The sequence below is a fragment of the Endozoicomonas sp. PH6C genome, from assembly GCF_059322965.1.
This window is the reverse complement of record NZ_CP185342.1, coordinates 6,167,926-6,187,349: the sequence shown is the minus strand read 5'-3', so window position 1 is coordinate 6,187,349 and position 19,424 is coordinate 6,167,926. Positions and strand designations below refer to the sequence as shown.

Here is a 19,424-nt window from a genome sequence, read left to right as displayed (position 1 = left end):
GTTCAATGTCTAATACAGTTTACCCTCGTACCTTTTCCCACATAGGTATCTCAGTACCGGATCTGGAGAAAGCCGTTAAGTTCTACACCGAAGTGCTGGGCTGGTACCTGATTATGGAGCCCACTGAGATTGTAGAAGATGATAGTGCTATTGGAGTCATGTGTACTGATGTTTTTGGTCCTGAGTGGGGATCATTCCGTATCGCTCACCTGTCAACAGGCGACAGAATCGGTGTAGAGCTTTTCGAATTCAAGAACTACGAAGAGCGCGACAATAACTTTGAATACTGGAAACCCGGTGTCTTTCACTTCTGTGTTCAGGACCCGGATGTTGAAGGTCTGGCAGATAAAATCGTTGCCGCAGGTGGTAAGCAGCGCATGCCGGTAAGATACTACTACCCGGACGAAAAGCCCTATCGCATGGTTTATATGGAAGACCCGTTCGGCAATATTCTGGAAATCTACAGCCACAGCTACGAGCTTATATACTCTTCCGGTGCTTACACCAAGAGCTGACGTTGGGTTCACTGCTTCTGATTTTTTTAGCCGGTAAAGAATAATCTGCCCAAGGATCTGATTATTTTTTACCGGGTCAAGATTGGGCCGAAAAGTTAATATGATGACTGTCGAGTTGTTATAGATGACCTGCCTGAGATGATTGGTGTCCTGTGGTCTGCAGCCGTTTAATAGACCAGAAGTCCCGGTTTATGGAGTGAAGCAATGAAAAATGTACTGATTACCGGCTGTTCATCCGGTATTGGTCTGGCGTTGGCCCTGGAGTTGGATCAGAGGGGGTATAAAGTCTGGGCTACAGCAAGAAAGCTGGAATCAATCAAACATCTGTCAGATAGAAGTATCAGGACAGCAGAGCTGGATGTTACCGATGAAAATCAGGTTGGCAGGATACTGAAAGAGATTCAGGAAGAAGAGGGTAAGCTGGATGTTCTGATCAATAATGCAGGCTATGGCGGAATGGGAGCAGTGGCTGAATTACCCAGAGAAGAACTTCTGAAGCAATTTGAGACCAATGTATTTGCACCGGTGTTGTTAGCCAATAAAGTTATCAAGAAAATGTGTACTAATAAGGAAGGAACAATCATTAATATTGGCAGTGTTTCAGGAGAAGTTACCACGCCCTTCTCAGGGCTTTACTGCGCTTCAAAAGCTGCCTTCAACGCCTTTTCCGATGCTATGAGGATGGAGCTTCAGCCGTTTGGCATAAGAGTTCTGACCGTATTGCCCGGAGCGATCAAATCCCGTTTTGCAGAGAATGCCAATGAAGCTCTTGACCGGGTTTTTTCTGAAGACTCCCTGTATTTTCCTATCGAAGAGGGAGTCAGAGCTCGAGCGAATGCCTCTCAGGATAGGCCCACCCCTGCCAAAAAAGTAGCATCAGAGATTGCTTCATGGCTGGAGTCATCAAACCAGCAGGGCATTTTAAGAGTGGGCAATGGCAGTTGGGCGCTGCCCGGGCTAAAAAGATGTCTGCCTGTTTCATGGTTTGAGGCTATTCTCAAACGCAAGTTCGGACTTAGCCGTTTAACAGTTAAGTAATTGTCCTAAAAGTAGAAAAAAAGTGCATTTTGGCTTTGCCTTTCAGACGGTCCTGCTATAAAGTACGGCTCCGTTCGCAGCAACAGATGCGGGCGACGACAATGGTGAGGTGTCCGAGTGGCCGAAGGAGCACGCCTGGAAAGTGTGTATACGGAAACGTATCGAGGGTTCGAATCCCTCCCTCACCGCCAGTGAACAATTTAGTATTACGCGCTCGTAGCTCAGCTGGATAGAGTACCTGGCTACGAACCAGGCGGTCGTAGGTTCGAATCCTACCGAGCGCGCCATCTTCAGAAAGCCCTATTTTTATAGGGCTTTTTGTCGTTTTGGGGGGTGGTTTCTGCCCTGCCTATCTCGCCTTTTATCATTTTTTGGTCGTCTAATTTTCGCACTGGCAAAAACCGTAAAAATGCCCATTTTTGGCCATTTTGAGGCCTTTTTCTCTTTCTCTTCTCTTAAATCCGCACTTTTCAAAATTCTTGTGCGTACTTTGATTTTCCCTTTAAAAACAGTTGGATATCAGTGGTTTCAGGGTGTTTGGACGGGTGTTGGGTTTGCACTTTATTAGCGATATGTGTGGGGGACGGTCGGCGAACTTTATGATTAAAAATCGAGGGGTAAAAAGGAGGGAGTACATCAATCCTCCGGTATACCCAATGCCTTCTTCTGCTCCGACCACAAGAGTGGAAAAGGCTTCATAAAATCAGCCAGTACCAAACCTCCCAGGCTGCGACCATCAATAATGGCTTCCTGAATCTCTGACGACAGAGTGGTCAGCCGGAGGATTTTCGAGGCATAGCTTTCACTGTTGATTCCTTCCTTTTTGGCCAACACTTTCAGGTGCTTCTCTTTTCCTGTTTCCAATGCCTTCAACCACCGATGCGCCCTGACCAAAGCATTCCTCAAAGCCGGATCGACCTCTTCCAGTGCCGGACGACCATCCGGTGTGATGATCTGGCTCTTGCCCTTGCGGTTGATGAACTTGATGGGGATATGCACCAGAATACAGTTCTCATCTTCGAGATAGGTGCGGGTCGCTTTGCCGGTTACTTTTATGGCCATGTCACTTCTCCTTGTAACTCATGGGTGATGGTGGGTATCCCTTCCTGGTGGAACCGAATCTCAATGCCCTGCTGATGGACGTCTATTCGGTTGACCAGCAGTTTCATTAAACGGCGCTGCTCTTGGGGAAACAGAAGATTCCAGATATCCGATAGGTCGTTCAGGGCTTCCCTGACTTGATCTTCATTGAACGTTTCCTGATCCGTCAGCATCTGCCACGTGGTGAAAATAATCTCTGGCTGCTTCAGTAAATCCCGTAGACTTTCCACCACCAAAAACTCGATTTCCTTCGCGGGCAAGGTAGGCAGGTGTGAATGTTTGTGGCCGTGCCTCCGGGCCACGCTACTGACGTAGTAACGGTGCAATTTGCCCTTGCTGCGGGTGGCCGTAGGTATCAGGGCTTCCTGTTCAGGACCGAACAGAAACCCCCGCAGAAAGGAAGGACTGTGCCTGTGTCGGCTGTCTGACTGCCGGTTCGAGCTGTTGCTCTGGAGAATGGCCTCCGCCCTCGCCCAGACCTCCGGTTTGATGAGGGCTTTATGCTCACCCGGGTACCATTCACCCTTGTGTCCGATCTCACCTTTATAGAGGCGGCTCTTAAGTAGTTTGTAGATGGCGGTGCGGGTGAACTTCTTGCTTCCGACCACTTGGCCACCTTTGCGTGGCAATCGCTTGGTTCGGAAGCCCATTTCATTAATCCGTTCGGCGGTTTCAACCTGTGAGCGGGTTTCAATAAAGATCTTGAAGATCTCCCGAATAATCACCGCCTCTCCTTCATTGGGGATCAGCTTGCGATCCACCACGTCATAGCCCAGCGGTGGCGTCCCACCCATCCATTTACCCTTCTTCTTGGAGAGCAGAAACTTGTCCCTGATGCGCTCCCCAGTGACTTCTCTTTCAAACTGGGCAAAGGACAATAGAATATTAAGCGTCAGTCGTCCCATGCTGCTGGTGGTATTAAACTGCTGGGTGACAGCGACGAAGGATACTTTATGCTTGTCGAACACCTCCACCAGCCGGGCAAAGTCAGCCAGCGACCTTGAGAGGCGGTCCACTTTATAAACAACCACTACATCAATCTTTCCCGCTTCCACATCTTTCATTAATCGCTGAAGCGCAGGCCGTTCCATATTGCCACCGGAAAAGCCGCCATCGTCGTATTCATCCGGCACCAGAATCCAGCCTTCCTGTTTCTGGGAGGTGATATAAGCTTCACCCGCTTCCCTTTGGGCGTGGAGTGAATTGAATTCCTGCTCCAGACCTTCTTCCGAAGACTTGCGGGTATAGACCGCACAGCGCTTGATGTCCTTGATCTTGCTTTTACTTTTTCCCATGGCTTTTTCCCCGCTCATGGCTGCTTCCTTTCAGTCCGAAGAACACCGGCCCAGACCAGTGACTTCCAGTAATCAGCTTGGCGATCCCGGAAAGACTCCGGTAGATTTGCCCCCGGTACTCGAAACCTTCCCTGGTGACAATCACCTCATGGGTCTCACCTTCATACTCCTTAACAATCCGGGTGCCTGCGGGTGGTTTGTTGACCCTGGCCTTGGGCACAGCTTTGTCTTTAGTCGATGGCTTTTGCAGTCGCTGTAATTGCTTCTTGTGCTTCTCGGAAAGGCTGCCCAGTTCCAGCTCCTGAACCCGAAAGGCCAATCTTTGTCGCAGCAGTCGTTTATTGAGCCTGGGGGCTTTGGTGCCATAGAGCTTTGGCCAGAGTTCCAGCAGTGCCTTGGTGGACATCTTCTGAATAGCGGCCACCTTGGCCGCCAGACTTGACTGTTCAGATAATTCATTCTTCATTGTTGGACTCCTGTCGTTGAACCGTATGAGACATACAGACTCTGGTTCCGGCATTAGTCCAGTTATCTTTCTCTCTTTCGGTGTTTTCCGGCTCCTGCTGCTTTATATGGCGACGTTCAATAGCGACAGCCAGAATCTGGCAGATAGCCAGGGTATTGGGGTGCGGCTGGTGGCTTGATGGGGTTTTGTTCATGTTGGGCTCCCATCCCTGGGTGGTGCGGATTTATTGATTATTGTCGGAAGCTCTGAAGCTTTTGTAAAAGGGCAATTTGACCCCGTTTGTACCCTCCGATCTGCTATCTGTTATCCCTGTCTTTGAATGTACTCTATTGACCGAATAGCTGATTATTTATACAGTGTTTAATCCGTACGAAGTTAAGGGTTAACTCACGCCATGGCAAGGAGCCAGTATGAAAGCAGTCCAACAAGTACTGCAAGGCGCTGATCTGGAGTCAGATACCTTTTTTGAACTCTGCAAGATTGACCTCAACGCCGTCTCTCCGGGTACGACCCGCATCATTACTCCCAAAGAAGTCTACAAAAATATTCTGACGCTGGATGAGCAAGACCAGGCTCGTTTGGAGTATGTGGCTATCCGGATTGTTGGTCTGGCCTGTGAGGTCGGACAACAGGTTATGAGTGACTTATCTCATAATTTCATCAGCAATCCATACGACAATGCCCTTCGGCTTCTGGCAGCGAATGAAAGCGACTTCAGGAAAGCCGAAGAGATCCGCTATGTGGAGTATCACCGACATCATGGTCGCATGTGGGATGGCTATTACCTTCCCACTCCGATGCCTCTGGATAAAGACGTTGATCTGACTGACTTTGTGCAGAAGCTCAGAGATCAGTTCAACAATGACAAGCTGGTGATCAGGCGGCAGAAGCGACAGCGTCATAGTGACCATCAGGGTTTGGTCACTGTGTTGCAGTTCATCATTTATCGGGAAGGCTTACCGGTCAGCTTCGAAGTGCTCGATGAAGAAGGCAAGGATGTAGTACTGAAAACCATTCACCCCGCTCGTGAATACGCAGTGACGTATGAGCCGGAGACCGGTGTTATTGAGCTCTACGCAGAGCAGGTAGCCATTCGTAATCTGCTGAAGAAAGCCTTCTGTGAGTCGGTTCTGGAACAGGAAGACAGCCCTGAAAAGCTGAAGCTTAGGCAGATCAACCTGGAGATCTTTCGCCAGCGACCTGATTTTGAAGATAGCTTTGATCTGAAGCACGGAGTCATGGAAGTGACAGTCAAGAATATTGACATTCAGACATTGCCCGGGCGGGGTGGTGCGATCTTAAAAGCCACTTCAAGAAAATTCTTTGACAAGGATGCCTATCAAACCATCGAAGACCTTGGGATCAACCTTCTGAATCCGAACAAGCTCCGTATTCGGGGCGTGACTCTGGCATTCCTTTGTGAAGCTGTGGGCAGCCTGCCGAAAGAAACGATCACGGTTAAGTTGAGAGCCCCCAACGGTTGTTCATTACGGGATCTGTCTCAACGAGAACGCTACTTGAATCATGATCTGCTGGTGCAGATGGGGGTTCTTCTGGAGGACAAGGATGATGAAGCGACAAGCGTTTGATTTTTTACAAAGTTGTTTTGAGGCAGCTACGGATAAAGAGCGAATCAGTGAGCTGAAGTTCTATTACCCTGAGTGCTGGCAAGACATCATTGGCAATAATGCCTTTATCCCGAAAGGCCCTGCCGATGACCGGCTGATCATGGTGGATTATCCTGATGACTTGCAGGACGGCTATCGTCAGGTACACAGGGTCAAGGATGAGTTTGTCTACTATTACAACGGCTGCCAAAAGGTCACAGACGATGAGTTGAGGATGTACAAATTCCGAATGGAATGGTTCCCTGAGTGGCTGGCTGAAAAGCTCAATCTGGATCAGGCAGTACCCATACTGGACGACCGGGTCTGGAAGCTGGGAGAGATCAAAGGCGTCACTGTATTACTGGTTCGAGAGCTGAACCCGAATTTTGATGACATTGCTGACTGTTTGTTTGCACAATCCTTATCCTCCTGTGTAGTGATTTCCAGCCAAAAGCCCAAGTCCCGCTATATGATTTTACCTCCTGGGTTTCAGTTACTGCCTCTGGATGAGTTATTGCCGAAAGGTCCGGTCGCTGTCGACTATAATCGCTTTCTTTCGTATGTTGATCCGGATCAGGCAAGACTGGAGCGGGAAGGCATTATCTGGGATGAGCATAACGGGATACTGAGAGTGTTGGGCCTTGATCCCTGGCTACTGAAAGGTGGGCCAGCCCGTTGCCAGCTGGTGAATCAGTTGGTGCAGGCCGGTAAAAGAGGGGCTCCTCGAATTCTGACCCAGTTACTCCTGGAAGAGTCCAGTTCCAGTAATCTCAGCCAGTTCTTCCACAAGGAACCTCGCTGGAGAGATTTTATCGGCTACGAGCCAGGAGCTTCAGGACGATGTTGGTTAAAGGCTTTTGAAGAACTGGAGATGTTTCAAACATCTGAAGCTTGATCAATAAATCACAATGACATTAATACCGGCCCCTGAGCCGGTTTTTTTTGCATTAATTTCAGCAAAAAACCTCCTCCTACAGTTTCTCCTACAGCTCCTACACTTCTCCTACAGTAATTCCCCCAGTATCAGTCTTGCATGAACACGAAAAGCACGGAGGTCATCATGCAAGACACACTACCGGGAGCCGTTGCTCCTACACTTTGTCCTACACCTGAAAATCAGGTGGTTCATCTGGACTCACTCCAGCTGTCCAAACGCCTCAATATCAGCATCAAGTCTCTGGCCCGAATGCGACAGGACGGCACCGGTCCCCGCTTTATGCGGATCGGAGCCAGAATCCTGTATCGCCTGTCGGATGTTCTGGAGTACGAGCAGTCTCGGCTCTATAACGCAGTGGGCTCACCGGTGATGGAACAGGAGGGTGAGTCATGAGCAGTGAGCTGGAAAACATCCAGAATATGGGAATCGCAGAACTGGCAGCTCGTTCCGGAGCGGAGTTGGCGACGCTGGTCAGGGATACGGATAAAGCCCTGGCGCAACTCCAGCTGCAAAAAGACTGGCTGGAGTCAGTGATCGCCTACAAGTATGTCTACAAGGCTTCCCAGGTTCGAGCTCAGTTGCAGCAGGACTTCGGAACCATCAGTTTTGATGACGAAGGAACGCGTGTGCTGGTGGATTTGCCCAGAGAAGTCAACTGGGATCAGCAGAAACTGAAGACAATAGCCCAGCGGATTCAGGAACAGGGTGAAGACCCATCTGAGTTCCTGGATGTTCACTACTCGGTGCCTCAGGAGAAGTTTGATCTCTGGCCCCAAGAGATTCGTCGATCCTTCGAGCCAGCTTTGCAAGTGAAGCCAGGTCGTTGCACTTACCGGCTGGTGGGAGGTGTGAAATGAGCCTTCCCATTCTCAATGCAGACCAGCGCAGCGAGGAGCATAAGGGCATCAAGTGCGTGCTGCTGGGCAACAGTGGGGTGGGTAAAACCACCCAGCTGTTGAGCCTTAACCCGGACACCACTTTGTTTGTGGATCTGGAAGCGGGTGATCTGGCGGTGCAGGAATGGCCCGGTGATGCCCTTCGACCAGCCACTTGGCCGGAGTTCCGAAACTTTGCCGTCTATCTGGCGGGTCCTAACCCAGCGCTTCGGGACGACCAGGTGTACTCGAAAGCACATTATGAGGCTGTGTGTCGCAAGTATGGTGACCCTGAGTCGTTGGAGAAATACGACACCTACTTTATCGACTCCATCACAGTTCTGGGCCGACTCTGCTTCCAGTGGTGCAAAGGCCAGCCCCAGGCGTTCTCCGAGAAAACCGGCAAGCCGGATACTCGGGGCGCTTATGGCCTCCACGGTCAGGAGATGATTGCAGCCCTGACCCACCTGCAACACGCAAGGGGAAAGAATGTGGTCTTTGTCGCCATCCTCGAGGAGCGGGTGGACGACTTTAACCGCAAGCTCCACCAGCCGCAGATTGAAGGCAGTAAAACCGGTCTGGAGCTTCCCGGCATCGTTGACCAAGTGATCACCCTGGGTAGTCTGCCCGATGAAGAAGGCAACCTGCGTCGTACTTTTGTTTGCCAAACCCTTAACCCCTATGGCTACCCGGCCAAGGATCGCAGCGGTCGTCTGGATGTATACGAACCGCCCCATCTCGGACAGCTGTTTACCAAGATCCGCAGTGGGTCAAGGCAGCCTGTTCAGTTTGAAACTCAACCTCAAGGAACGGAGAAATAACCATGAGCCAACAAAGAGCTATGACACGTTGGAACGACTTTAACGATGCTACCGATCAGGGCAGCTACGATGTCATTCCTTCAGGCACTCTGGTCAAGGTACGTATGACCCTCAAGCCAGGAGGCTACGACAAGCCCGAAATGGGCTGGACCGGTGGTTATGCTACTTGCGGCGATACCGGAGCTATCTACCTCAATGCTGAGTTCACTGTGCTGGAAGGCCAGTACGCCAGGCGCAAGATTTGGTCACTGATCGGGATGCACAGCCCCAAAGGTCCGGAGTGGGAAAACATGGGCCGGTCTTTTGTCCGGGGTGTTTTGCAATCCGCCCGCAATATCAAGGCCGAGGATAACAGTCCACCGGCTTATAAAGCCCGACAGTTGAAATCGTTGTCAGAGCTGGATGGTATTGAGTTCGTCGCCAAAATCAGTACTGAAAAGGATCAGTATGACGACCCCAAAAATGTCATCAAGCAGGCCATCACACCGGAGCACAAGCAATATGCCCAGTTGATGTTTGGTCAGGTTGCTCCTCAGGGGAATCCACCTGCTAATCAGCTGGGTGGCCACCCTCAGGCTCAACTGCAATCCCAGCTCTACAGTCCTCCGGACTCAGCGCCTCACCCGGCTGAAAGCTACAACAACCAGTGGGATTAAGGCCCTCACGCCCACCTGCGGGTGGGCTTTTCCCTACAGGGACTGTGACAATGAAAAACGAATGGCTTGATTTTAACGATGCCCAAGAGCAGGGCACGATGCAGAAACGGGATGCGGAAGACGTTAAGCGTCGTATTCAGGAACGAATGCCAGAGTACCTGGCCTGGCTCTTTCCCAATGGCAAAAAACGAGGTCAGAAGTTTGTATTGGGCAACGTCCAGGGCAAGAAGGGCAAGAGCCTGGAAGTGAAGCTGGGCAGTGGACTTTGGCACGACTTTGAAAGCGGTGAAGGCGGTGACATTATCAGTCTGACCGCAGCGCATCAGTCTCTTGATCCTCAAAGGGACTTTCCAGAAATTGTAGAGCTCATGGCGGAGTGGCTGGGTATGCCGTCATTCACGCCACCAGCTACGGTTAGTCACCAGGAAGAATATGAAGACTTGGGTCATCACACAGGCAAGTGGGACTACCAAGATGCCGAAGGCAATTTGATTGCTTGTGTTTACCGTTATGACACACCAGATGGAAAGGAGTTCAGACCCTGGGACGTCAAGACCCGTAAAACCAAAGCTCCTAATCCGAGACCGCTTTATAACCAGCCGGGCATCAAGGTAGCGGACGAAGTACTGCTGGTGGAGGGTGAGAAAGCAGCTCAGGCACTGATTGATACTGGTTATTGTGCTACAACTGCCATGAACGGTGCCAAGGCTCCAACGGATAAAACGGACTGGTCTCCGCTTAAAAACAAACGAGTGCTGGTGTGGCCCGACCATGATGAGGCTGGATTGCTTTACGCCCAGCAGGCGGCACAGGCTATTTCTGATGCTGGTGCGGCCTCCGTCATTATCTTAAAACCACCTGAGCAGCAACCTGAGAAGTGGGACGCAGCAGATGCTGTGGCAGAGGCATTCGATATTCGTCAATGGATGATTACCACACGACGAAAGACGATCAAGGAGTCTGTGCCCGTCTATCGTTTTGGTGAGTTGCTGGATGATGAATCCCCCATGCCAGAGGATTTGTTGTCTCCGAGGATATTGACGCCTGGTGGCATGTTGGTGCTGGGTGGTGCTCCGAAGGTAGGCAAGAGTGACTTCCTGCTTAACCTTCTCGCGCATATGTCGGCAGGCTTGACCTTCCTGGATATGCGCCCCAGTCGTCCCCTGAAGGTGTTCTATCTACAGGCCGAGGTGCAATACCACTATCTGCGTGAGCGGGTGAAGCAATTACCTCTCAAGGACTTCCAGCTTAACCGGGTTCGAGAGAACCTGGTGATGACAGCCCGGTTAAAACTGATCCTTAATGCGGTGGGCTTGCCCATCATCGCCAGAGCGATTCAGCAGGCTTTTTCTGAAGGACCTGATGTCATTGTTATTGACCCCATCAGGAATGTGTTCGATCCGGGGCCGGACGGCAGCAGCGAAAATGATAACAACGCTATGCTATTTTTTCTCAAGGAGCGAGTGGAGCAACTGCGGGATATCGTCAACCCGGACGCAGGCATAGTGCTCGTTCACCACACCCGAAAGATGAGTAAACGACAGCTTGAGGAAGATCCTTTTCAGGCGCTTTCCGGGGCTGGCAGCCTAAGAGGTTACTACACCTCCGGGATGTTGCTGTTCAGGCCGGAAGAGCTGGAGCCCGAGCGGATGCTGTATTACGAGTTGAGAAATGGTCCTTCACCGAAAGCTCAGAGGATCATCAAAAGAGATGGGCAATGGCGGGAAGCACCTCCCAACAGTATGCGTCTGGCGGGTGAAGAGTTAGGCAAGAAGCACGATGCAGAGCGCATCAGGAAGCGGGAAGTGATCGTTAACTTGCTCTACCAGGAAGCACTGAAAGGCAGGGTGTTCACCGTTAACCAGTTCTCTGAGCAGTTTGAAAACCAGCTGGGCCTGGGTGGCAAAACGACCATCTATGATCGAATTCAGGTGTTGGCTACCAAAGGCTATATCAAGTTTTTCCGGGATTATGACGAGTATAATTTGCCTGCTCCAAAGCGCAGCAAACTGGGGTATTTATGTGTTGATGGCATGGCCTATGGCGTGGATGGCGAGGCATTATGCAGCATCAGGCCAACGGATTTCAAATGCCCCAATACTGGCACATTGCTGCCTGTCGAAAATCCGGATGTTTGGGTTTACCAGGACGCCCTGTAGAAGTCAGAAACCGACTGAAAATGGCCTTTCAGAATTCGGCCAGATTTCAGAATTCGCAGAATTCAAAAAAATTGAAATCTGGTTGAGAACTTATTTTTAAAAGGATTTCAAACGGTTATGTGGGCTTTTTAGAATTCAACTCAGCTTTTCCGAATTCTGGAATCCGAAGTCTGTAAGTGATTGTTTATTAAGCAATATTTTCTAGTTTTCAGAATTCAACAACACCGTATATATAAATATATACAGGCGAGCCTCCTTCAGGTCGGCCTTGCCTGTATAACAAAACCACAGGAGCTGAAGTCATGGAGTGCAAGGATGAACTGGCCCATCGCTATCGGGAAGCCTGGCTGGTGGCACGACGAGTGTCGTCAGGTATTAATCTCCGGTACTCCGCTTTCTGGCCGGAGATCAATCCCAACCGCTGGGAGGTCTACCAGGGAGAAAACAAAATCCTGAGACTGCCTGAGCCCTCGGAAGACGAAGTGGATCGCATGGTGAAGTGTATGCGCTGGTTGCGATGGGTCAGCGAGGAGGAACGCAAGCTGATCTGGCTTCGTGCTTCGGGATTGCCCTGGCGAGTGATTGCTGACGACCTCGGGGTGAATCGAAAAACAGCCTATGGGCACTGGTGCAAGGCCATAAACCGGATTTCTATCCACATTTTACAAAAAAATTCAGGGTAATTTGACCCGTGTAGAGTGTTTAAAGAGGCGTTTGTCTGTCGTTGTCGCTTAAAGTCCGTATATGGAGGATTGGACACTTTTGCCAAATTTGACAAGAATTAACGCTAAGCTCGAAGCGAAGTGCACCTGAACCTCACACCTCCCCGGTCTGAGGTTTTTTTACGTCTGGAAATCACGGAAGAACCATGGCCAGAATCCTTGTCGAAGCCATAGAACATCGCCCCGTCGCCACCCTGGTGCCCTACGCCAACAACGCTCGCACTCACTCCGATGAGCAGGTGGACCAGATTGCCCGGTCCATCGAGGAGTTCGGGTTTGTCAATCCGGTGCTGGTGGGCAGTGACGATGTCATCGTAGCCGGTCATGGTCGTCTGATGGCGGCGAAGCAGCTGGGTATGGAAACCGTGCCGGTGATTGTGTTGGGGCACTTGAGTGAAACCCAGCGCAGGGCGCTGATCATTGCCGACAACCAGATCACGGCCAACTCAGGCTGGGACGAAGCACTGCTCAAGCAGGAACTGGCAGAACTGGATGCCCTGGATTTTGACCTGGACCTGATGGGCTTTTCCGATGAGGAGTTGGAAGGTCTGTTGCTGGTGGACGAACCAGAAGGGCAGACCGATGATGATGAAATTCCTGAACCGGAAGAGCATCCCGCCAGCCAGTTGGGTGATCTTTGGATTTTGGGAAGCCATCGGGTGCTGTGTGGCAGTGCTACCGAACAAGCCGATGTGGAAGCCCTGATGGCAGGCCAGCTGGCGGATATGGTGTTCACCGATCCACCTTACAACGTTGACTACGCTAACCCTGAGAAAAACACCCAAGCCAAAAAAGATCGCCGGATCAAAAACGACAATCTCGGCTCTGAGTTCCACGCTTTCCTGCTGGCCGCCATGACCAACCTGCTCGGAGTCTGCAAGGGGGCGATTTATATCTGCATGTCGTCGTCTGAACTGGATACGCTCCAGAAAGCTTTCCGGGAAGCCGGTGGCAAGTGGTCCACGTTTATCATCTGGGCCAAGAACACCTTCACCCTGGGGCGCTCCGATTATCAGCGACAGTATGAGCCAATCCTCTACGGCTGGAAGGAAGGCAACGAACATTTCTGGTGTGGAGCCAGAGATCAGGGTGATGTCTGGTTCTTCAGCAAGCCTGCCAGGAATGACCTTCATCCCACTATGAAACCCGTCGAGCTGGTAGAGCGAGCTATTCGCAACTCTTCCAAAACCCACGACATTGTGCTGGATCTGTTTGGCGGTTCCGGCTCCACACTGATTGCCTGCGAAAAGTCACACCGCAGTGCCCGGCTCACCGAACTGGACCCCAAATACGTGGATGTCATCGTGCGTCGATGGGAGGAGTACACAGGCAAGGAGGCCTATCTTGAATCCAATCATCTGACCTTTGAACAAACCAGAGAAGAAAGACATGGAAGAACTTTCAAGGCGACTGGATCAGATTGATTCCAAGCTCGACAAACTGAGCGATGCCGTTTCCCGTCTGTCCATGATCGAGGAACGAATCACTCACCAGACCAACAACCTTACCCGTCAGGATGAACGCCTGGACGAGCAGGAGAAACGCATCCGAAAACTGGAGTTTCAGGCCAGTCGCCGGGGTGTGATGCTGGGCTATATCGAGCGCTTCGGTTGGATCGTGCTGACTGCTGCTATTGGCCTGTTGGCTTACTTTCTTAAAACATAAACTCAGGGGATGAGTCATGGGCAAGCGTAAGGAAACTAATTACATCGTCGTTCATTGCTCGGACACCCGAGCCAACCAACACGTTACTTTTGACGACATCAAACGTTGGCACACCATGGAGCGGGCCTTTCTCGATATTGGTTACCATTGGGTGATTGAGAGGGATGGTTCCGTAAAGCAGGGTCGTCCTATTGAAGACTGGGGTGCTCATGTGAAATACCACAACCATGAGAGTGTTGGCATCTGTTTGGTGGGTGGCCTGAATGAACACAATGAGCCAGAAGATAACTTCACTCCGGAACAGAAGCGAATGCTGAAGCTTCTGGTGGCTGGCCATCAATCTATTTATTCAAACGCTGTCGTGCATGGTCATCATCACTTTAGTAAGGTGAAGACCTGTCCCAACTTTGATGTGCACCAGTGGCTCAGACAGGAAGGACTGCTGGGAGGCAAACGGTGAGTCTGGTGGCTGCCATCCCGGTGATCGGGAAGGTCATCGACAAGCTTTTTCCTGATGCTAACAAAGCCAGGGAAGCCAGAGCGGAATTGAGCAAGATGCTGCTCAACGGTGAGCTGAATGAACTGGAGCAAAAGGCTGGCGTTGTTAAAGCCGAAGCTCAGGGTGAAAGCTGGCTGCAAAGGAACTGGCGACCCATGGTGATGCTGGTCTTTACGGCATTAGTCGTGTGTCGCTGGATGGGTTGGTCAGCACCGAATCTAACTGAGGCAGTGGAACTGAAACTGTTCAGCATTATCCAGATGGGTATTGGCGGATACATAGCCAGCCGGGGACTGGAAAAGGTGGTCAGCACAATTAAACACTAACTGAGTTCTTTTAATGGAACGTGTCTGGTCGTTCGGTTAGTTGGGATGTGTAAGTCCAAATAGGATGAAGCAGAGGTTTCTATTTTCGATACAGGCTTGATATAAGCGTGTACCTCTGACAAGGATGAACAACCGCCAGCCACTACTTTCATGCCTTTTTTTTGGTAGAAGCCAACAACATCTCTTGCTGCCAGTAGCTTCAGTGTTGAGATATTTGCATTTTTTGCGTAATCCATAGCGCAGTCACAAAGGTATGAACCCAGCTTTTTACCCTGGAAACTGGGAGTGACAGCAAGCTTGCTCAGCCAAAGCTCAGAAGGCTTACAGTCTGCTGTCTTTTTTAAAGAAACGAAACCGGCCAGCTTTCTATTTCTAATGCTGTGTAATTCAAATATCACGTCATCTTTATATCTATCCGAAATCCTTTGTGATTGGGTATCACGAAGAAAAGTTTTCATGAAAGTCCTATGAGATCGTGGAATCTTGTAGTTTTCAGACCTTCCAAAGTTAACAGAATAGGATTCATCAGAAAGACCTTTGATAGCTTCAACACGAAAGCCTTTGTATTTGGCTCGCTCTAAAAGCTCCGTTGATAGCTGTTTGTTTTGGAGTGGTTTAACCATTGTATCAATGCTTGAGATCATCCCTGTTTCCTCATTGCCTGTATCGGTAACTTTTGACAATAAATCTACAAATAAGTTCAGTGGTAGTTGTGTTTGCTAAAGGAAGAAAGGTGACAAGAACATGGAAAGGCTGAGGCTTAATTTAAGCCGCTCTGAGAGCTTCTTTTTAAATACAGGGAGCGTCTCGGGATCGAAGAGAACGCTTGATAAACATCTTCTGACGGCTTTTCCGGGGTCCCTGGGAGGCGTCTTCTAGTGCGGGTATGCATCAGCGCGGAAAAGCGCCAGCGACAGAGTGAAAATCGGGGTTGACAGCGGTTGACATAATCTCATGCAGGCCAGTAACCATAAGGGTTTCAACGTCAACTAAATTATTTTCTGTCAACCTGCTTACTCCCGGTTGACGTTCAGATTGTCAACCAGAATTCGTTGATCCAGATCAATTCTTTTGTTTCGGTAAATACGTAGCCTGCCGCTATTCAGGGTGGATTGTTTCGGAGTCTGGCAATAAGAACACTAAACGCCAGCTCTCTGGATAAGAATAAACACAGCCAAAATAATAATAAAAACCGCTCACTGCTGATAATCAGCACTTGTCATTTTGCTCCGAGCAATATTTTTTATGTCCGTATACGGGAGATTGGCATTGTTTTCAGTATCTCAGCGGGTTGGAGGAAATGGCATAGTGCTTAAAATGGAGCCATCAACAATCAGGCTAAGACCTTTAGTTGAGTGAATCATTATCCCAGGGATGAAGTGATACGGTGTCACAGTGATGTGAACCGACGGAAGCCCTAAGAAAAAAAGCAGGATGCCAGGGACTTTATAACGACCCCGGTTGTTCTCTTCAGGCCTCGCTTTGTGCGGGGATTTTCTTTTTTTGTGATTTATAAACTGCTCATGAATGGAGCAATAGCGACCGTCACCAGCCGCCTTGCAATTCAGGAGCGGGTGCTCATGAAGTCTCACCCTGAAAGAGCGCTTCCAGCCCGGCGGTGATCCGGTAAATGCGATCCTTGCCTTCAGGCTTCTCAGATTCAATGGTCAGCCCCAGTCGTTTTTTCAAGGCTCCTGCCAAGGTGCCGCGAACGGTGTGCTGCTGCCAGCCGGTCTCGCGCATGATTTCGTCGATCTCAGCGCCCTCGGGTCGGCTCAGCAGCTCAATCACCTTATGGAGCTTGATGCCAGTGCGGATCTTGCCTTTCCGAGCAGGTTGGTCGTCTACCGGGAGGCCAATGGCTGCCTTGCCCTGCGGACTGATGTCGTAGGTGTCAGCCTTTTTCATGGGGATCAGAAAGCCTTTGCTGGTCAGACTGTCCAGCACTTTCTTCCGGGCACCACCCTTCAAGGTGAGTGCGGAGGTATGGAGAGTTCCTGTCTCAGCGGCTTGCTTCAGAACAGTCTCTTGGGTAGCAGTGAGTTTTGTCGTTTTCATGGTGCTTCTCCTTTTGGGGTTATTGTTTTTGGCCTTGTTTCAGGCCCAATTGATAAGCCTGTTCCAAAGCCTTTCTGACTTGCCAGACGGCGACTTCCTCGAAGTCTTCCGAAGTGTTTCGGGTTTTGAGGGTGTCCATTAGCAGGGTCTTTTGGGCGATGTTTTCCAGGGCTTGTTCGGTCTTCTTATTCATGGCCTGTTTCCTTTTTGATGCTTGTTTGCGTTATGTACAGTAAGGCTCCATAACCGGTGGTTATCAAGGAAAAAACTATTAATAATCAATAGCTTGTCGGAAACAGGAGGGCGCATCCGGCCAAAGCGGGACAGAGGAGGTTATACAGATCGCTATGACACTCATCTCGCAATCGGAATTCGCCAAACGTCAAGGCTGGAGCCGCCAATATGTGGCCAAATTGGTCAAGTCCGGCAAGATTCGTCTGCACAAGGGCAAGGTCAATCCGGATGAGGCCTTGAAGGCCATCCAGGCCCAGTCTGAGCCCTCGACTGTGCTGAGAAAACCTGCTTCCCGAGATACCCTGCCAGTGGTCCCCACTGATTCAAGACAGGCGGTGGATTTCGTTACGGCTCGAACCATGCGGGAAGCTTTCAGGGCCAAGATGGCGAAGATGGAGTACGAGGAAAAGGCCGGAAAGCTCACCGAAGCCAGCAAAGTTCGAGAAGATGCTTACCGGGCAGCAAGAATGCTGAGGGATGCTTTGTTGGGCATCCCGGATCGACAGGCCGATGTCCTGGCGGCAGAAACCGATCCTCGCAAAGTACGGCAGCTGTTGATGGATGAACTGGAAGCAATCCTTTCTGAGTTGAGTGGCCCATGACTTCACCTTATCTGGATGGTTTTTTTGCAGGTCTGAAACCTGACACACGACTGACCGTTTCAGAGTGGGCCGATGAATATCGCATTCTGCCAATGAAAGCGGCCAAAGAGGCCGGACGCTGGCGAACCGCTCGGACGCCTTACCTCAAAGAAATTATGGATTGTCTGTCACCCTCTTCGAATGTGGAACGTGTCGTTTTTATGAAAGGTGCACAGGTCGGTGGCACCGAATGTGGCAATAATTGGCTGGGCTATGTGATCCATCATACGCCCGGTCCCATGATGTATGTGCTGCCGACGTTGGATATGGCCAAGAGAACCTCCAAGCAGCGCATAGCGCCGATGATTGAAGAGATGCCGATTTTGCGGGAGCGGGTGAAAGACCCTCGTTCCCGGGATTCTGGCAATACTCAGATGGTGAAGGAGTTTCCTAATGGTGTACTGATCATCACCGGAGCCAACTCCGCCACAGGCTTACGCTCCATGCCTGCCCGCTTTCTGTTTCTGGATGAAGTGGATGCCTACGAAGATGATGTAGATGGGGAAGGCAGTCCTATCAATCTGGCCATTAAACGGACGGCGACGTTTTCCCGCAATCGAAAAATCCTGATGGTGTCAACACCTAATATTGCCGGGGCCAGCAAGGTTGAATCGGCTTATCAGGCCAGTGACCAGCGACAATACCATGTGCCTTGTGTGAATTGTGGGCACATGCAACCCATTGAGTGGCAGCAGATAAAGTTTGAAAACCAGAACCCGGAAACGGCTTGTTTTGAATGCATCCAGTGTCAACATCGTATGCAGGAACATAACAAACCCAGATTACTGGAGAATGGGCAGTGGGAGCCTCAGAATCCAGAGAGTGACGGCAAAATCCGGGGCTACCATCTGAATTCACTCTACAGCCCTAATGGCTGGTACAGCTGGAAAGATGCAGTAGCGGATTTTCTGGCGGCCAAAGATGATCCGGTTCTCTTGAAAGACTGGACCAATACCGTGTTGGGCCAGACCTGGCAGGAAGCCGGAGAAACCGTCGATTACGAATTACTTTACCAGCGTCGTGAGCACTATGTTGCTGAAGTACCTTGGCCAGTAGAAGTGCTGACCTGCGGTATCGATGTTCAGGATGACCGGGTGGAGTATGAAGTAGTGGGCTGGGGTGCCGGTGAAGAGAGCTGGTCTATTGATTACATCCGGCTCTATGGCGATCTGAGTCGCCCGGAAATCTGGAAGATTCTGGCAGACAAACTCAGAACGACTTATCGGCGGCAGGATGGGGTATTGATGAACCTCGCCCAGATTTGTGTGGACTCAGGCGGTCACTTTACCGATGAGGTCTACGCCTTCTCCCGCAAGCAAGGTGCTGACTGGCTGATCCCGATCAAGGGTGCATCCCAGTCTGGCAAACCCATCGCCACTTTCCCGAAAACACGAAACAAGAAAGGCGTCTACCTGACTCTGGTGGGCACCGACACGGCCAAAGAACTGATCTATCAGCGTTACCGAATTCTTGAACCTGGCGCTGGCTATTGCCATTGGCCGGTGAAGGATTGTTTTGATGAAGATTACTTCAAGCAGGCCACGGCAGAAGAGAAGGTTCGCAAGTATAAGCACGGGGTCGCTTATTTTGAATGGGATGCTCGCAAGAAGCGTAATGAAGCGCTGGACTGTCGGGTTTATGCCCTGACGGCAGTGCGTATTTTGCAGCAACACCGGGGATTGGATCTGGAGCAGTTGGCTGCTCAACGTCCGGAGCCAGAAATCAGGGTAGAAGCGTCTGAATCAGAGGCTCTGACTCAAGCCCGATCCCGACGATTTTCTCGCAGTAGCTACCTGAATAATGGATAAC

At 50.5% G+C, this 19,424-nt stretch carries 23 protein-coding genes and 2 tRNA genes; 18 read left to right on the top strand and 7 right to left on the bottom strand.

From position 1 onward, the window contains the following. Positions 1–5 precede the first annotated feature (5 nt). The 4 genes from ACOMG9_RS21580 (at position 6) to ACOMG9_RS21565 (ending at position 1,840) form a co-directional block, all read left to right on the top strand. The gene (locus ACOMG9_RS21580; protein WP_317144884.1) at positions 6–515 is read left to right on the top strand and encodes a lactoylglutathione lyase family protein; all 510 of its coding nucleotides are present in this window, start codon (positions 6–8) and stop codon (positions 513–515) included. 204 nt (positions 516–719) lie between these two features. Continuing rightward, entirely contained in the window at positions 720–1,553 is an 834-nt protein-coding gene (locus tag ACOMG9_RS21575; protein ID WP_448218426.1) for an SDR family oxidoreductase, read from the top strand. A gap of 103 nt (positions 1,554–1,656) precedes the next feature. Continuing rightward, positions 1,657–1,744, top strand: a tRNA-Ser gene (locus ACOMG9_RS21570). A gap of 19 nt (positions 1,745–1,763) precedes the next feature. Further along, a tRNA-Arg gene (locus tag ACOMG9_RS21565) sits at positions 1,764–1,840 on the top strand. 349 nt (positions 1,841–2,189) lie between these two features. On the opposite strand, the gene ACOMG9_RS21560 is transcribed toward ACOMG9_RS21565, so the two are convergent. From ACOMG9_RS21560 to ACOMG9_RS21545, 4 genes are read right to left on the bottom strand one after another with little or no spacing between them, the layout of a single operon-like run. Beyond that, positions 2,190–2,615 (bottom strand): hypothetical protein, encoded by a 426-nt coding sequence (locus tag ACOMG9_RS21560; RefSeq protein WP_448218425.1) that lies wholly within the window; start codon positions 2,613–2,615, stop codon positions 2,190–2,192. Beyond that, positions 2,606–3,967, bottom strand: coding sequence for a recombinase family protein (locus ACOMG9_RS21555; protein ID WP_448218424.1), 1,362 nt, complete (start codon positions 3,965–3,967; stop codon positions 2,606–2,608). Before ACOMG9_RS21555 ends, ACOMG9_RS21560 begins: the two co-directional genes overlap by 10 nt. Continuing rightward, complete coding sequence (locus ACOMG9_RS21550) at positions 3,936–4,415, bottom strand: DUF2924 domain-containing protein (protein WP_448218423.1); 480 nt, start codon at positions 4,413–4,415, stop codon at positions 3,936–3,938. The genes ACOMG9_RS21555 and ACOMG9_RS21550 overlap by 32 nt, the downstream gene beginning before the upstream one ends. Next, positions 4,405–4,608, bottom strand: coding sequence for a hypothetical protein (locus ACOMG9_RS21545; RefSeq protein ID WP_448218422.1), 204 nt, complete (start codon positions 4,606–4,608; stop codon positions 4,405–4,407). The genes ACOMG9_RS21550 and ACOMG9_RS21545 overlap by 11 nt, the downstream gene beginning before the upstream one ends. A 217-nt stretch (positions 4,609–4,825) precedes the next feature. On the opposite strand from ACOMG9_RS21545, the gene ACOMG9_RS21540 reads away from it, so the two are divergent. The 12 genes from ACOMG9_RS21540 to ACOMG9_RS21485 all read left to right on the top strand — a co-directional run bounded on the left by ACOMG9_RS21540 (position 4,826) and on the right by ACOMG9_RS21485 (position 14,682). Further along, positions 4,826–6,004, top strand: coding sequence for a hypothetical protein (locus ACOMG9_RS21540; RefSeq protein ID WP_448218421.1), 1,179 nt, complete (start codon positions 4,826–4,828; stop codon positions 6,002–6,004). After that, positions 5,982–6,917 (top strand): hypothetical protein, encoded by a 936-nt coding sequence (locus tag ACOMG9_RS21535; RefSeq protein WP_448218420.1) that lies wholly within the window; start codon positions 5,982–5,984, stop codon positions 6,915–6,917. Before ACOMG9_RS21540 ends, ACOMG9_RS21535 begins: the two co-directional genes overlap by 23 nt. 165 nt (positions 6,918–7,082) lie before the next feature. Then, complete coding sequence (locus ACOMG9_RS21530) at positions 7,083–7,352, top strand: helix-turn-helix domain-containing protein (RefSeq protein WP_317144893.1); 270 nt, start codon at positions 7,083–7,085, stop codon at positions 7,350–7,352. Beyond that, positions 7,349–7,816: a hypothetical protein gene (locus tag ACOMG9_RS21525; RefSeq protein ID WP_448218419.1), complete on the top strand. Its 468-nt coding sequence runs from the start codon at positions 7,349–7,351 to the stop codon at positions 7,814–7,816. The genes ACOMG9_RS21530 and ACOMG9_RS21525 overlap by 4 nt, the downstream gene beginning before the upstream one ends. Next, complete coding sequence (locus tag ACOMG9_RS21520; protein WP_448218418.1) at positions 7,813–8,655, top strand: ATP-binding protein; 843 nt, start codon at positions 7,813–7,815, stop codon at positions 8,653–8,655. Before ACOMG9_RS21525 ends, ACOMG9_RS21520 begins: the two co-directional genes overlap by 4 nt. Positions 8,656–8,657: 2 nt before the next feature. Further along, positions 8,658–9,311 carry a hypothetical protein gene (locus tag ACOMG9_RS21515; protein WP_448218417.1) on the top strand — a complete coding sequence of 218 codons (654 nt, stop codon included), beginning with the start codon at positions 8,658–8,660 and terminating at the stop codon, positions 9,309–9,311. A 50-nt stretch (positions 9,312–9,361) separates the two neighbouring features. Beyond that, complete coding sequence (locus tag ACOMG9_RS21510; protein WP_448218416.1) at positions 9,362–11,470, top strand: AAA family ATPase; 2,109 nt, start codon at positions 9,362–9,364, stop codon at positions 11,468–11,470. Between the two features lie 302 nt (positions 11,471–11,772). Further along, positions 11,773–12,153, top strand: coding sequence for a DUF6362 family protein (locus ACOMG9_RS21505; RefSeq protein ID WP_317144898.1), 381 nt, complete (start codon positions 11,773–11,775; stop codon positions 12,151–12,153). Between the two features lie 185 nt (positions 12,154–12,338). Next, positions 12,339–13,616: a site-specific DNA-methyltransferase gene (locus tag ACOMG9_RS21500; RefSeq protein WP_494529401.1), complete on the top strand. Its 1,278-nt coding sequence runs from the start codon at positions 12,339–12,341 to the stop codon at positions 13,614–13,616. After that, positions 13,582–13,857 (top strand): flagellin, encoded by a 276-nt coding sequence (locus tag ACOMG9_RS21495; RefSeq protein WP_257276409.1) that lies wholly within the window; start codon positions 13,582–13,584, stop codon positions 13,855–13,857. The genes ACOMG9_RS21500 and ACOMG9_RS21495 overlap by 35 nt, the downstream gene beginning before the upstream one ends. Positions 13,858–13,873: 16 nt before the next feature. Continuing rightward, positions 13,874–14,317, top strand: a complete 444-nt coding sequence (locus ACOMG9_RS21490; RefSeq protein ID WP_494529400.1) for an N-acetylmuramoyl-L-alanine amidase — start codon at positions 13,874–13,876, stop codon at positions 14,315–14,317. Next, positions 14,314–14,682: a 3TM-type holin gene (locus ACOMG9_RS21485; RefSeq protein ID WP_494529399.1), complete on the top strand. Its 369-nt coding sequence runs from the start codon at positions 14,314–14,316 to the stop codon at positions 14,680–14,682. The genes ACOMG9_RS21490 and ACOMG9_RS21485 overlap by 4 nt, the downstream gene beginning before the upstream one ends. Here the strand turns inward: ACOMG9_RS21485 and ACOMG9_RS21480 are convergent. The 3 genes from ACOMG9_RS21480 to ACOMG9_RS21470 form a co-directional block, all read right to left on the bottom strand. Then, positions 14,679–15,326, bottom strand: a complete 648-nt coding sequence (locus ACOMG9_RS21480; protein WP_448218412.1) for a GNAT family N-acetyltransferase — start codon at positions 15,324–15,326, stop codon at positions 14,679–14,681. The genes ACOMG9_RS21485 and ACOMG9_RS21480 overlap by 4 nt on opposite strands. A 934-nt stretch (positions 15,327–16,260) precedes the next feature. Next, positions 16,261–16,740, bottom strand: coding sequence for a DUF3489 domain-containing protein (locus ACOMG9_RS21475; protein WP_494529398.1), 480 nt, complete (start codon positions 16,738–16,740; stop codon positions 16,261–16,263). 19 nt (positions 16,741–16,759) lie between these two features. After that, positions 16,760–16,933 carry a DUF6900 domain-containing protein gene (locus tag ACOMG9_RS21470; RefSeq protein ID WP_494529397.1) on the bottom strand — a complete coding sequence of 58 codons (174 nt, stop codon included), beginning with the start codon at positions 16,931–16,933 and terminating at the stop codon, positions 16,760–16,762. A gap of 154 nt (positions 16,934–17,087) precedes the next feature. Here ACOMG9_RS21470 and ACOMG9_RS21465 point away from each other — a divergent pair, with 154 nt between their 5' ends. Both ACOMG9_RS21465 and ACOMG9_RS21460 read left to right on the top strand, forming a co-directional pair. Then, entirely contained in the window at positions 17,088–17,576 is a 489-nt protein-coding gene (locus ACOMG9_RS21465; protein ID WP_494529396.1) for a hypothetical protein, read from the top strand. Next, the gene (locus ACOMG9_RS21460) at positions 17,573–19,423 is read left to right on the top strand and encodes a phage terminase large subunit family protein (RefSeq protein WP_494529395.1); all 1,851 of its coding nucleotides are present in this window, start codon (positions 17,573–17,575) and stop codon (positions 19,421–19,423) included. Before ACOMG9_RS21465 ends, ACOMG9_RS21460 begins: the two co-directional genes overlap by 4 nt. Position 19,424 lies beyond the last annotated feature (1 nt).